The sequence below is a fragment of the Burkholderia sp. ABCPW 14 genome, assembly GCF_001523835.1.
GTDB lineage: Bacteria > Pseudomonadota > Gammaproteobacteria > Burkholderiales > Burkholderiaceae > Burkholderia > Burkholderia mayonis.
This window is the reverse complement of sequence record NZ_LOVS01000097.1, coordinates 24,209-37,686: the sequence shown is the minus strand read 5'-3', so window position 1 is coordinate 37,686 and position 13,478 is coordinate 24,209. Positions and strand designations below refer to the sequence as shown.

The following is a 13,478-nucleotide window of genomic DNA, read 5'->3' as shown; positions in this document are numbered from 1 at the left end:
GACGCGAATTGCACCAAACGTGGGCCATCCTAGCCTGACAAATTTCGGTTGTGCAATGCCGGAATAACCCGGCATTGCGAAATTCGTCGCCTGTCCGCGGATATCGGCCGGGCGGACTCAGCGGTCGCTTACTTCGCCGTCGACGTAGCGCCACGCGCCTTGCGCGTCGCGCGTGAAGCGGCTCGTTTCGTGCATCCGGTGCGCGCGTCCGCCGACTTTGTAGCGTGCGACGAATTCGACTTCGGCGTGCGTATCGTCGAGCGGCGCATGACGCTTGATCGCGAGGCCGAGCCAGCGCGGCGCGTCCGCGCGGCCGGCGTCGGCGTTTGCGTCGAGGTCGGGCGGGCAGGTGCGCGGGTCCCAGGTCGCGCGCAGGTAGTCGGTTGCGCCGAGCACGTAGGCGCTATAGCGCGAGCGCATCAGCTCGAGCGCCGTCGACGCGGGAACATGCTCGTCGATCAGGCGTCCACAGCAATCCGCGTAGCGCGGCGCCCGCGCATTCGCGGACGCGCCGGGCGCGGCGCCGCCGCACGGACAGTCGAGCGGGCGCGCGGAGATATTCGTCGTGGCTTGCATCGTGATTCGAGGGACGGGTCGGCCGGCTCACCAGCCGAGCTCGACGCCGTCGTATTGGAAGAAGCGGCCGTTCGCATGCTCGCGGTCGCCCGCCGCCTGCGCGATCACGCTGCGCATGCCGGCGACGCTCGCCTGCGGATCGAGCGCGGCCTGCGCGCCGCCCATGTCGGTGCGCACCCAGCCCGGATGCAGCGCGATGCAGGCCGCATGCCGCGCCTGCAGCGACGCGATCCGCAGCGCGTCGTTCACCGCCGCCTTGCTCGCGCGATACAGCCAGCCTGTCGTGCCGGTCGCCTCGCCGATGCTGCCCATCTTGCTCGACAGCACCGCGAGGACGCCGCGGCTTTCCTCGACGAGCGGCAGCAGGATCGGCAGCAGCAGCATCGGGCCGAGCACGTTCGTGTGCATCACCGCGTCGAAGTCCTCCGCGCTGACGGGCTCGACGCCCGCCGTGCGCGGACCGTACACGCCCGACACGACGACGGCCGCGTCGAGCGCGACGTCGCCCAGCCGCCCGTCGAACGCGGCGACCGCTTCGGGCTGCGCGACGTCGAGCGCGAGCGCGCGCGCGCCGATCGAATCGAGCGATGCGAGCGACGCTTCGTCGCGCGCTGTGGCGATCACGCGCCAGCCGTCGTGCAGATATTGGCGCGCGAACTCGCGGCCGATGCCGCGCGATGCGCCGACGATCAATACGGTCTTCATCGAAGGACTCCTGTTCGAGTGCGCGTCGGCTCGGTCAGATCAGCTCGATGCCCATCGCGGTCGCCTCGCCGCCGCCGATGCACAGGCTCGCGACGCCGCGCTTGGCCGCGCGCGCGCGCAGCGCGCCGATCAGCGTGACGAGGATGCGTGCGCCCGATGCGCCGATCGGATGGCCGAGCGCGCACGCGCCGCCGTTCACGTTCACCTTGCCGTGCGGCAGGCCGTGCTCCTTCATCGCCGCCATCGTGACGACCGCGAACGCCTCGTTGATCTCGTACAGATCGACTTCGGCCGCGCGCCAGCCGTTCTTGTCGAACAGGCGGCGGATCGCGCCGACGGGCGCCGTCGTGAACTTCGACGGCGCCTGCGCGAACGTCGAATGGCCGACGACGCGCGCGAGCGGCGCGACGCCCAGCCTGTCGGCCGTCGAGCGGCGCATCATCACGAGCGCGGCCGCGCCGTCGGAGATCGACGACGCATTCGCGGCGGTCACGGTGCCCGTCTTGCTGAACGCGGGCTTGAGCGTCGGAATCTTCTCGGGGCTTGCCTTGAACGGCTGCTCGTCGCGCGCAACGATCGTTTCGCCCTTCTTGCCGGCGACCGTCACGGGCGCGATTTCCCACGCGAACGAGCCGTCTTCGTTCGCCCGCTTCGCGCGCGCGAGCGATTCGATCGCGAACGCGTCCTGCGCCTCGCGCGTGAACGCGTACTCGCCCGCGCACTCCTCGGCGAACGTGCCCATCAGGCGGCCCTTGTCGTACGCGTCCTCGAGGCCGTCGAGGAACATGTGGTCGAGCACCTGGCCGTGGCCCATCCGCATCCCCGCGCGCGCCTTCGGCAGCAGGTACGGCGCGTTCGTCATGCTTTCCATGCCGCCCGCGATCGCCACGTCGACCGAGCCCGTGACGAGCATGTCGTGCGCGAACATCGCCGCGCGCATGCCCGAGCCGCACATCTTGTTGACCGTCGTGCAGCCGACGGAAAGCGGCAGCTTCGCGCCGAGCGCCGCTTGCCGCGCGGGGGCCTGGCCCTGGCCCGCGGGCAGCACGCAGCCCATGATCACTTCGTCGATCTGCTCCGGTTTCAGGCCCGCGCGCTCGAGCGCCGAGGCGATCGCGGCCGCGCCCAGCTGCGGCGCGGCAAGCGAAGCGAAGTCGCCCTGAAAGCCCGCGATCGGCGTGCGCGCCGCCGAAGCGATGACGATCGGATCCTGATCAACAGCCGTCATGTTTCGTCTCCTTGATGGTTTGGGCAATGAGATCGACCGCGCCGGCGAGCTGCGCCGCGTCGGCCGCCACGACGTCATTGTCCGCCGAATGCGCGCCTTTTGCCGAGAGCGCGCCAACCGCGCGGCGGTACGTCGCATCCAGTTCGCCGGGATGCGACACGGACATCCCGAGATTGCGCATCCGGCCGTCCTGCACGCCGTATACGAGCGCGTGCACGGTGAGCGGCTGGCCGCGCGCCCACGCGTCGTTGACGATCGTCGTGCGGCACACGTTGACGACCTGCTCGATCGAATTCAGTTCGATGAGGCGCCGGTAGCGCGCTTCGCCTAGCGGCCATTCGTCGAGCAGCGACGCGTGCTTCTCGCGCACGTCCTGCACGTGATGCAGCCAGTTGTCCGCGAGCCCGACGCGGCGGTTGTGCAGCGCCGCGTTCACGCCGGAGCAGCCATAGTGGCCGACGACCATGATGTGCTTGACCTTCAGCAGATCGACCGCGAACTGGATCACCGACAGACAATTGAGGTCGGTGTGCACGACGACGTTCGCGATGTTGCGGTGAACGAACACTTCGCCGGGCGGCAGGCCGATGATCTGGTTCGCGGGCACGCGCGAATCGGAGCAGCCGATCCACAGGTACTCGGGCGCCTGCTGGTGGGCGAGGCGCGAGAAATATTGCGGGTCGCCGGCGAGCTTGCGCTTGACCCAGGCGTCGTTGTTGTCGAACAGATGGGAGAGCGGATGGTCGTTCGTGTTCATCTCAAGTCGTTTCCGTGGGATGAAAAAAGGGCGTTCGTGCGCGGCGGGCGGCCGCGCTCATGCGGCGGCGCGCTTGCCGGCGTCGGCCGCGTCGCCTTCGGAGAAACGCGCCGGATAGCGGGTGCAGAAGCGCAGCGCCGGCTCGTACGCGAAGAAATCGGGCAGCTCGCCGCGCAGCAGGCGGTCCTTGCTGTCCTGCCAGAGTTGCGGATCGAAGAAGTCGGCGTGATGCTTCATGAAGTATTCGCGCACGCGCGGATCGCCGAGCAGGAACGGCGCGAAGGTTTCCGGGAAGATGTCGTGCGGGCCGACCGTATACCACGGCTCGTCGGACATCTCGTCTTCGTCGGTGCGCGGCGGCGGCACGCGGCGGACGTTGCAGTCGGTCAGGTACTCGATCTCGTCGTAGTCGTAGAACACGACGCGCCCGTGGCGCGTGACGCCGAAGTTCTTGTACAGCATGTCGCCGGGGAAGATGTTCGCCTGGATCAGCTCCTTCACCGCGTTGCCGTACTCGCGCACGCCGTGCTCGATCTTCGCGTCGTTGCCGCTTTGCAGATACAGGTTGAGCGGCACCATCCGGCGCTCGATGTACAGGTGCTCGATGACGAGGTTGTCGCCGTCGTATTCGAGCAGCGACGGCACTTCCTTTTCGAGCTCGCGCACGAGCGCGTCGTCGAGCCGCGCGAGCGGCAGGGCGACGCTCGAGTATTCGAGCGTGTCCGCCATCCGGCCGAGACGGTCGTGGCGCTTGACGAGCAGGTACTTGTCCATGATCTGCTCGCGCGTCGTTTCCTTCGGCGGCGGGAAGTGGTCCTTGATCATCTTGAACACGTACGGGAACGACGGCAGCGTGAACACGAGCATCACGAGCCCCTTGATGCCGGGCGCGACGATGAAGCGGTCGCTCGAATGCGACAGGTGATGCAGCAGATCGCGATAGAACAGGTTCTTGCCCTGCTTCTGCAGGCCCACCGACGTGTAGATCTCGGCCTTCGGCTTGCCCGGCATGATCGAGCGCAGGAACTGCACGTACGCGGACGGCACGTTCATGTCGACGAGGAAGTACGAGTGCGAGAAGCTGAAGATGATCTTCAACTGGTCGCGGCGCAGCAGCACGGTGTCGAGCGCGAGAAGGCCGGGGCGCACGTGGCGGATCGGCACCGCGAACGGCAGCACGCGGTCGCCGTTGATGATGCGGCCGACGATGTACGCGGTCTTGTTCCGGTAGAACAGCGACGACAGCACGTGGATCTGGAAATTCACCGCTTCGTCGAACGCGCCGAACTCGTCGTGGATCGCCTGCATGATGCAGGCGATGTCGCGCTCGAGATGCTCGAACGGCGGGTTCAGCTGGAAGTTCGTGACGATCCGCTCGAGCGTCGCCGCGAGCCCTTCGCTGCCCGGATAGTACGCGCGGTAGGTCGGCTTCGCGGCGGGCTCGTCGTTCTCGATGTATTCGGTCGAGATCGCCGGGCGCACGAAGATGAAGTCGTTGTTGAAGTACGAGCGATGCAGGATCTTGCAGCACACCGAATTGAAGAACGTCTCCGCGCATTCGGGCTGACGGTGCGACGTCAGCAGACCGATGTAATGCAGCTTGATCTGCGGCCAGACTTCGCTGTCGATGTTCTCGGCGTCGTACTCGTCTTCGAGCAGCTCGACGCATTCGCGCACGCGGTCGTCGTATGACGTGATGCGCTCGCGCGCGAGCCGCTGCAGCCCATGCCAGTCCGCGCGCTCGAACAGATCCTTCGCTTCGACGGCCGCATCGCGGAATATCCGGTAGTGGCGATCGAAGTTCTCGAGGATCGTCTGCGCGACGTCGAAGCCGATCTGCGAGGACAGCAGTTTGGGAAAGTGATTCATCGTGCGCGGGCTCACGGGCGGAAAGCTCATGCCATTTTAGCGCCGGGACGGCGCGCTTTAGGCAAAGCGGGGCGATTCGGCGCAGGCGGCCCGCGCAGCCGGTTCGGCGACGATCGCCGACATTCGGTGGATCTTCCCGCAACGATCGGGGTTCGCGCGGGATCGTGGCGCGATCTTTTTTCGGGGGCGCGAAGGCGGTTCGACGCGCCGTCGCGCGTTGAGCGATAGAATCGGTTCCGGCGCGCGCCGAGCCGCGGGCCCGACGACAACGCAACGAGACAGCCCCGATGAACGCACTGGAACACCAACTCGATTACCCGTTCACCGACACGCTGCCCGAGCCGGGCGGCTTCGTCGAGGTCGCGCCGGGCGTGCGCTGGCTGCGCATGCCGCTGCCGTTCGCGCTCGACCACATCAACCTCTGGCTGTTGCGCGACGAGATCGACGGGCAGGCGGGCTGGACGATCGTCGACTGCGGGATCGCGTCGGCGGACATCAAGGCGCATTGGGAGCGGATCTTCGATGCGCATCTGGACGGCCTGCCCGTGCTGCGCGTGATCGTCACGCACTGCCATCCGGATCATTTCGGACTCGCGAACTGGCTGTGCGAAGGCGGCGACGGCGCGCGCTGGAACGTGCGGCTGTGGATGACGCTCGGCGAATACCTGTTCGGCTGCCTGATGGCGGCCGGCAACGGCTCGAATGCGGGCGGGCCGGGCGCGGCCGAGCACTTCGCGCGCCATGGCCTGACCGACGCCGCCGCGCTCGACAAGCTGCGCAACCGCCGCAGCTACTTCTCGGATCTCGTGCCCGGCGTGCCGCCGCGCTACCGGCGGCTGCGCGAGGGCGACGCGGTCGAGATCGGCGGACGCGAATGGCGCGTCGTCACGGGCTACGGTCATTCTCCCGAACATTGCGCGCTTCACAGCGCGGCGGACGGCGTGCTGATCTCCGGTGACATGGTGCTGCCGCGGATCTCGACGAACGTGTCGGTGTTCGATCTCGAGCCGGAGGCGAATCCGCTCGCGCTCTATCTGGGCTCGCTCGGCCGCTACGAGGCGATGGCGGCCGACACGCTCGTGCTGCCGTCGCACGGCAAGCCGTTCCGCGGGCTGCGGACGCGGATCGCGCAACTGCGCGCACATCACGACGCGCGGCTCGACGAGGTGCGCGACGCGTGCCGCGAGCGGCCGTCGAGCGCGGCCGACATCGTGCCGATCATGTTCCGGCGGCGCGAGCTCGATATTCATCAGATGACTTTCGCGCTCGGCGAGGCGCTCGCGCACCTGAACCTGCTGTGGCTCGCGGGCGAGCTGGTGCGCGAGACGGGCGCGGACGGCGTGATCCGGTTCCGGCACGCGGGCTGACGCGGCCGGCGGCGCAGGGGCGGCTTCGGGCGATCGATTTCGGGCTGTCGATTTCGGGCTGTCGATCGCGGCGCGTCGATGTCGCTTGCGGGCGGTTGATTCGATTGCCGTTCGCGTTGCGCCGATCGTCGATTGCCGGGCATCGTTCGGCGTGCGATGTTTGCCGCGCGCATGCCCTCCCCTGAGGCAGGCAGCCATCCGCCGCCTCAGCAGGCGAGCGCATCGCTCGTTGCGGGCCGTCGGCCGTGTTCAGGCCGCCGGTTTCATGCCTCGGCTCGATCCCGCTCCCGACATCGAATCGCCGTCGTCGGCCCAATCTCGGATGCCGGCGATCCGGCGATCCGGCGTCACGCGACGGGCTCGAAGCGCCATCCATCGGCCGTCCAGCGCATCGTATGCGTCGGCGCGAGCGCGTCGATGAACGCCGCGTCGTGCGACACCACGACGATCGCGCCCGGGAAATCCTTGAGCGCCGCCTCGAACGCCTGCACCGATTCGAGATCGAGGTGGTTCGTCGGCTCGTCCAGCAACAAAAGCTGCGCGGGCGTCTCGCGCCAGAGCGCGCACGCGAGCGCGGCCTTCAGCCGCTCGCCGCCGCTCAGGCGCGCGGTCGGCTGAGTCGCGCGCGCCGCGTCGAGCTGCAGCAGCGCGAGGCGGCTGCGCAGCTCGCCTTCCGCGAGCGGTGTGCGCCGCGCCGCGAGCTGCTCGACGACCGAGCGCCGCGGATCGAGCAGCGCGAGCCGCTGATCGAGATACGCGAGCGGCACGTGCGTGTCGCAGCGTCCCGAGCGAGGCGCGTGCTCGCCGGCGAGCACGCGCAGCAGCGTCGATTTCCCGCAGCCGTTCGGCCCCGCGAGCGCGATCCGCGCGGGTCCGTACGCGGACCACGTGATGGTCGCCGCGCGCGCGTGCGCGGGCAGCCACGGCAGGCGCGCGGCATCGAGCGTGAAGAGCCGGCGGCGCGCGCCGACTTCGGTGCCCGGCAGCGACACCAGCACCGGCGCGTCCGGCTCGACGCGCTGCGCCGCCTCCTGCACCGCGTCGCTCATCGCGGCCTTCGCGTCGCGATGATCGCGCCGCACGCGGCCCATGATGTCGTTCGCACTGCCGGTCAGCGCCACGCGCTCGGCACTCGACACGTTTGCCGTCAGCGCATGGCGGCGCGTGCCGGCCGCGTGCCGCTGGATCGTGTCGTGCTCGCGCGCGAGCCGGCGGCGCTCGCGGTCGCGCTCCGCACGTGCGTGATCGAGCGCGGCCTGCGCCGCATGCGTTTCGGCGTCGCGCTGTGCGCGATACGCGGCGTAGTTGCCGCCGTAGACGCGCGCGCCGCGCGGCGTCAGCTCGACGATCCGCGCGACCTCGTGCAGCAGCGCGCGATCGTGGCTGACAACGATCAGGCCGCCGCGCCAGCGGGCAAGCGCGGCGCGCAGCCATGCGCGGCCGGGCGCGTCGAGATGGTTCGTCGGCTCGTCGAGGACGAGCAGGTCGGCGCCCGACAGCAGCGCGCCGATCATCGCGACGCGTGCGAGCTGGCCGCCGCTCAGTGTGTGCGCGGGCGCATCGGCGTCGATCGGCAGGCCGGCATCGTCGAGCGCCGCGCGCCAGCGCTCGGCAAGATCCCAGCGCCCGTCGAGCGTGTCGAAGTCGTCTTCGAGCGCATCGCCGCGCGCGATGCGTTCGAGCGCCGCCAGCGGCGCGTCGAGATGCGCGACGGCGGCGGCCGTGCGTTGCGGGTCGTGCGTCGCGTCGGCATCGTGCTGCGCGACGAAGGCGATCGACGCATGCCGGTCGATCGCGCCCTCCGTCGGCGCGAGCCGGCCCGCGATCAGGCGCGCGAGCACGCTCTTGCCGACGCCGTTGCGGCCGACGATCGCGCTCGGCGTACGATCGAACGTGAGGTCGAGCGAATCGAACAGCGTGACGCCGTCGTCGAAGCGGAAGGAAACGCGATGGAGCGCGACGCGCGCGGTGGCGGATGCGGCCTGAGCCATGAGCACCTCCGAAAATGGGTTGCGACTTTCGCGCGGCGCGCACGATATGCACGATGTGCAACGCACGGCGGCGAAACCATTCTGGGAAGGCTTAGTTGTTCACTTGGCGGCTCGGTATTCGTCGGAGGAAAGATGCGCGAAGTATAGCAAGCGGTGCGCGCGACAGACAAGCATGGCCCGGTGCGCGGCGCGCGCCCGGGCCATGGCGGCCCGGCTTTACTGCACCGATACCGCGTCGAAGTGCTGCCGCCCGAACGGGCTCACGCGATAGCCGGCGACGTTCGGGCGCGTGATCGCCGCCGCGGTCGGATAGCCGAGGGGAATCCACAGCGCCTCGTCGTGGATGATCTTCTGCGCGGCTTCGTACAGCTTCGCGCGCTTCGCCTGGTCGGCGGTTTCCTTGCCGTCGGTGATCAGCTTGTCGAGCTTCGGATCGCAATAGCGCGCGAAGTTGAGCCCCGACTTCACCGCGTTGCAGCTGAATTGCGGCGTGAGGATGTTGTCCGGATCGCCGTTGTCGCCGGCAAAGCCCATGAACAGCAGGTCGTGCTGGCCGAGCTTCGCCTGCTTGATCAACTCGCCCCATTCGATCACCTTCACGTCCGCCTTCACGCCGATCTTCGCGAGGTCCGCCTGCAGCAGCTCCGCGCCCGCCTTCGGGTTCGGATTCAGCACGCTGCCCGTCGGGCGCACCCAGATCGTCGTCGAGAAGCCGTTCGGGAAGCCCGCCGACGCGAGCAACTGCTTCGCCTTCGCCGGATCGTGCGGATACGGCGCGATCGATTTTGCATAGCTCCACGTGTTCGGCGGGTACGGGTTCGTCGCGGGCGTCGCGGTGTTGTCGAACACGACCTTCAGGTAAGTCGTGCGATCGAACGCGAGATTGATCGCCTCGCGGACCTTGTCGTTGTCGAGCGGCTTCTTCTGCGTGTTGAGCGCGACGAACGCGGTCATGAACGCGGGCGTCTCGACGACCTTCAGCGCGCGGTCGGCCTTCGCCGCCGCGACGTCCTGCGGCTTCGGCGACAGCGCGATCTGGCATTCGCCCGCCTTCACCTTCTGCGCGCGCACCGACGGATCGGGCGTGATCGCGTAGATGAGGCGCTCCACCTTCGGCTTCGGCCCCCAGTACGTCGGGTTCGCTTCGTAGCGGATCACCGCGTCCTTCGTGTAGCTCTTCAGCACGAACGGGCCGGTGCCGATCGGCTTCGCGTTCAGATCGGTCCGCCTGCCCGCCTTGAGAAGCTGATCCGCGTACTCGGCCGAGTAGATCGACGCGAAGCCCATCGTCAGGATCGGCACGAACGTCGCGTTCGGCTCGTTCAGCTCGAACTTCACGGTGTCGCTGTCGACCTTCGTGACCGCCTTCACGAGCTTCACGAGCCCCATCGACTGCGCATGCGGAAAGCCGCTCGCGCCCGCGACCTTGTGCCATGGATTCGCATCGTCGAGCATCCGGCTGAACGTGAAGACGACATCGTCCGCGTCGAGCGCGCGCGTCGGCTTGAAGTAGTCGGTGGTCTGGAACGCGACGTTCGGGCGCAAGTGGAACGTGTACGTGAGGCCGTCGGCGCTGACGTCCCATTTGTCCGCGAGCGCGGGCACCACCTTCTTTGTCGCTTCGTCGTACGACACGAGCGTGTTGAAGATGACGTCGGCGGACGCATTCGTCGTGACGAGCGAGTTGTACTGCACGACGTCGAAGCCGTCGGGGCTCGACTCGGTGCAGACCGTCAGCGGTTTTGCGGCGACGACGGCGGGGGCGGCGGCGATGAGCGCAGCGGCGGCGATGAGCGTGAAGCGCATGAGATCTCCCACGTGGCGTAATTCTGATGACGGCGGGCGGCAACGCCGCAGCGGCCGCACGCCAGCGGGATAGCATACCGTCAATATGCGCTCGACGTTAATCGGCGTCGGAACGCGCCGTGTCGCGACGCCGGAATCGCCGCCGCAGCGGCGCGGTGCTGCGGGGCAGCGGCGTTACGTCAGCTCGATCGCCAGCGCGGTCGCGTCGCCGCCGCCGATGCACAGGCTCGCGACGCCGCGCCGCGTGCGCGCAGCACGTCGCGCAGCGTGACGACGATGCGCGCGCCCGACGCGCCGATCGGATGGCCGATCGCGCAAGCGCCGCCGTGCGCGTTCACGTGCGCGCGGGGCAGGCCGAATTCGCGCATCACCGCCATCGGCGCGACTGTGAACGCCGCGTTGATCTCGCAATAGTCGACGTCCGACGGCTGCCAGCCGGTGCGCGTGAACAGCTTGCGCAGTGCGCCGATCGGCGCTGTCGTGAACGATTCGGGCTCCTGCGCATATGCGGCGTGCGCATGGATCGTCGCGGCGGCCGCGCGCCGAGCCGTTCGGCGACCGACGCGCGCGCGAGCACGAGCGCCGCCGAACGGCGGATCAGTCCGAGAGCGTCTCGGCGAGCGCGAAGATCTCGGCGTCGAGCGCCTGCATGTTCCGCTTGCCGACGCGCCGATACACGTCGCGCTGCGCCGCTTCCCAATCGGCGCGGGACGCCTTGTACAACGCGGCGCCCTGCGGCGTGAGGCTCCATAAGCGCACCCGCTGATCGTCGCCGGTTTCGGCGCGCACAAGCTGATTCGATTGCAGCGTCGCGAGCGTGCGGCTCAGCGTGGTCTGGTCGAGCAGCAGGCGCGTCGCGAGCTTGCCCGTCGGCAGCGTGCCGCAGCCGTGCAGCGCCGCGAGGATCGTGAACTGCGTGACGCGGATGCCGTGCTTCGCGAGATGCGCGTCATAGAGCGAAGTGATGGCGCGCGTGGCCTGGCGCAACGTGCCGCAGTGGCACAGGAGTCTCATCGGAGCATCGCTCATCGCGGGTCCTTCTGAAGGGTTCGTCGGCAACGAATATTCTATGACGTACAAAATGCATATGCATGATTTCGTGCCGATTGGCGGCGGCATATCGGGGCGATGTTTCACCGTCTCGGCAGACGAATAAATGCATACGCATTGGTTTAGCGGCGGGACATGTGCGTCGATCTCGACGCATGCGGCTTCGTCCGGGATGCGGCGTTGTCCGCTTGCGCAAGCCCAAGCCCAAGCGGACAACGCCTTGCGAATCCGTGGTCTTGTCGGCGAGCATCGAGATGAAACTGGATGATGCTGTCGTATGGGTGACCGGCTCGAATCGCGGTCTGGGGCGCGCGTTCGTCGAAGTGCTGAAGGCCGCCGGCGCGAAGAAGATCTACGCGGCCGCGCGTGATCCGGCACGCGTGACAACGCCCGGCGTGCCGCCGGTGCGGCTCGACGTCATGTGCGCCGCCGATGTCGCCGCCGCCGCGCGGGACCTGCGCGACGTCAATCTGCTCATCAACAACGCGGGCATCTTCCGGATGGGGTCGCTGGTCGCGGATGCGGATGCGGACGGCGGCGGCCTGTAGGCGCAGCTCGACACGAATTTCTTCGGTATGCTCGCGATGGCGCGCGCGTTCGCGCCGGTGCTGCGCGACAACGGCGGCGGCGCGATCGTCAACGTGCAGTCGGTGCTGTCGTGGCTCGGTTTGCCGAACACCGGCGCGCATGGCATCTCGAAGGCCGCCGCGTGGGCCGCGACGAACGCGATCCGCAACGAACTGCGCGAGCAGGGCACGCGAGTCGTCGCGCTGCATTCCGCGTACATCGACACCGATATGGTCGCGCATGCGCAGGGCGTGCCGAAGAGCCGTCCGGAGGACATCGTCAGGCAGACGCTCGATGCGCTCGCGGCGGGGCGCGACGAGGTGCTCGTCGATGCGTCGACGCGCGACGTGAAGGCGGGATTGTCGGCCGATCCGGCCGTTGATGCGCGGCCGCCGATGGGCGCGTGACGGGGCGTGATCGGGACGCGAAGGCGCAGTGCGGGATGTGCGAGCGTTGGTCGGCGACGGGGCGCGGGCCGCGGGGCGCGAAGCTCGTTGCGATTGTCGGCCGAGCTTGTTCTTGGTACGCCGCCGTTCGGCAGACGTTCGTCCGACGAGCGAACGAGAGACGAGAGACGAGAGACGAGAGACGAGAGACGAGAGACGAGAGACGAGAGACGAGAGACGAGAGACGAGAGACGAGAGACGAGAGACGAGAGACGAGAGACGAGAGACGAGAGACGAGAGACGCGGCGCAACGAGCGCCGCTCAACGGCAATGAGAAAAACGGCTAACGACGAACCGGCGACAGCGGCAGACGCCGCTCGCGGCCCCGTTCAGCCCGCCTTCGCTCGCGGCTTGCGTGGCGCTTTCTCGAAGAGGCGGTCGTACAGCCATCGCGGCATCACGTGCAGCAGCTTCGCGACGACGCCCATCTGCCAGGGAATCACGCGAAACGCCGCCTTCTGCGCGATCGCGAGCGCCGCGCGCTTCGCGAAGCGGTCCGCGTCCATCAGGAACGGCATCGGATACGGGTTGTGCTCGGTCATCGGCGTGCGGATGTAGCCGGGCGCGATCGTCACGACTGCAACCTGCGCGGGCCGCAGCTCGACCCGGAGCGCCTCGAGATACTTGATCGCCGCCGACTTCGACGCGCTGTACGCGCCCGAGCCCGGCAGCCCGCGCACGCCGGCGACACTCGCGACGCCGACGAGCGTGCCGCGCCGCGCGGCCGTCATCGGCGCGATGAACGGCTCGAACGTCGCGACCATTCCGTAGTAGTTGACGTCCATGATCTCGCGGAACGCGGCGAGATCGCCTTCGCCCGTGATCGCGCCCTTGCTGATGCCGGCGTTCGCGATCACGACGTCCGGACAGCCGTGCGCGGCGACGAAGCGCGCCGCGGCGAGCGCGAGCGCGTCGGCGTCGCGCACGTCGGCCGGGTAGATCGAGATCGTGACTTTGGAGAAGCGTTGCGCGAATTCGGCGAGCGCATCCGCGCGCCGCGCGACGAGGCCGAGCGTCGCGCCCTGCCGCGCATATTCGGCGGCGAGCGCGAGGCCGAGGCCGCTGGACGCGCCGGTGATGAAGACCTTGAGGGGGAGGGGGGCGTTCATGCCGGCG

10 protein-coding genes and 2 pseudogenes are annotated in these 13,478 nt (G+C 68.5%); 2 read left to right on the top strand and 10 right to left on the bottom strand.

The annotated features are described in order from the left end of the window. Window positions 1–117: 117 nt before the first annotated feature. From WS62_RS14195 to aceK, 5 genes are read right to left on the bottom strand one after another with little or no spacing between them, the layout of a single operon-like run. Complete coding sequence (locus WS62_RS14195; protein ID WP_066571644.1) at window positions 118–576, bottom strand: YchJ family protein; 459 nt, start codon at window positions 574–576, stop codon at window positions 118–120. 27 nt (window positions 577–603) lie between these two features. Then, window positions 604–1,281 (bottom strand): SDR family oxidoreductase, encoded by a 678-nt coding sequence (locus tag WS62_RS14190; protein WP_066571637.1) that lies wholly within the window; start codon window positions 1,279–1,281, stop codon window positions 604–606. A gap of 34 nt (window positions 1,282–1,315) precedes the next feature. After that, window positions 1,316–2,509, bottom strand: coding sequence for an acetyl-CoA C-acetyltransferase (locus tag WS62_RS14185; protein ID WP_066571635.1), 1,194 nt, complete (start codon window positions 2,507–2,509; stop codon window positions 1,316–1,318). Further along, entirely contained in the window at window positions 2,496–3,266 is a 771-nt protein-coding gene (can, locus tag WS62_RS14180; protein ID WP_066495665.1) for a carbonate dehydratase, read from the bottom strand. The genes WS62_RS14185 and can overlap by 14 nt, the downstream gene beginning before the upstream one ends. A 57-nt stretch (window positions 3,267–3,323) precedes the next feature. Further along, window positions 3,324–5,135 (bottom strand): bifunctional isocitrate dehydrogenase kinase/phosphatase, encoded by a 1,812-nt coding sequence (aceK, locus tag WS62_RS14175; RefSeq protein ID WP_066571728.1) that lies wholly within the window; start codon window positions 5,133–5,135, stop codon window positions 3,324–3,326. Window positions 5,136–5,422: 287 nt separating this feature from the next. Between aceK and WS62_RS14170 the strand changes: the two genes are divergently transcribed. Further along, complete coding sequence (locus tag WS62_RS14170) at window positions 5,423–6,502, top strand: MBL fold metallo-hydrolase (protein WP_066571629.1); 1,080 nt, start codon at window positions 5,423–5,425, stop codon at window positions 6,500–6,502. Window positions 6,503–6,849: 347 nt separating this feature from the next. Here WS62_RS14170 and WS62_RS14165 read toward each other — a convergent pair whose 3' ends face one another. The 4 genes and pseudogenes from WS62_RS14165 to WS62_RS14150 form a co-directional block, all read right to left on the bottom strand. Then, window positions 6,850–8,493 carry an ABC-F family ATP-binding cassette domain-containing protein gene (locus WS62_RS14165; RefSeq protein WP_066571621.1) on the bottom strand — a complete coding sequence of 548 codons (1,644 nt, stop codon included), beginning with the start codon at window positions 8,491–8,493 and terminating at the stop codon, window positions 6,850–6,852. 216 nt (window positions 8,494–8,709) lie between these two features. After that, window positions 8,710–10,299, bottom strand: a complete 1,590-nt coding sequence (locus WS62_RS14160; RefSeq protein WP_066571619.1) for an ABC transporter substrate-binding protein — start codon at window positions 10,297–10,299, stop codon at window positions 8,710–8,712. Window positions 10,300–10,473: 174 nt separating this feature from the next. After that, window positions 10,474–10,888: pseudogene (locus WS62_RS14155) on the bottom strand (acetyl-CoA C-acetyltransferase); the annotation flags it as partial. An 8-nt stretch (window positions 10,889–10,896) separates the two neighbouring features. Then, complete coding sequence (locus WS62_RS14150; protein WP_066571722.1) at window positions 10,897–11,313, bottom strand: MarR family winged helix-turn-helix transcriptional regulator; 417 nt, start codon at window positions 11,311–11,313, stop codon at window positions 10,897–10,899. Window positions 11,314–11,603: 290 nt separating this feature from the next. Between WS62_RS14150 and WS62_RS14145 the strand changes: the two are divergent. Next, window positions 11,604–12,323, top strand: a pseudogene (locus WS62_RS14145) (SDR family oxidoreductase). A 368-nt stretch (window positions 12,324–12,691) separates the two neighbouring features. On the opposite strand, the gene WS62_RS14140 reads toward WS62_RS14145, so the two are convergent. Continuing rightward, window positions 12,692–13,471: an SDR family oxidoreductase gene (locus tag WS62_RS14140; RefSeq protein WP_066571617.1), complete on the bottom strand. Its 780-nt coding sequence runs from the start codon at window positions 13,469–13,471 to the stop codon at window positions 12,692–12,694. Window positions 13,472–13,478 lie beyond the last annotated feature (7 nt).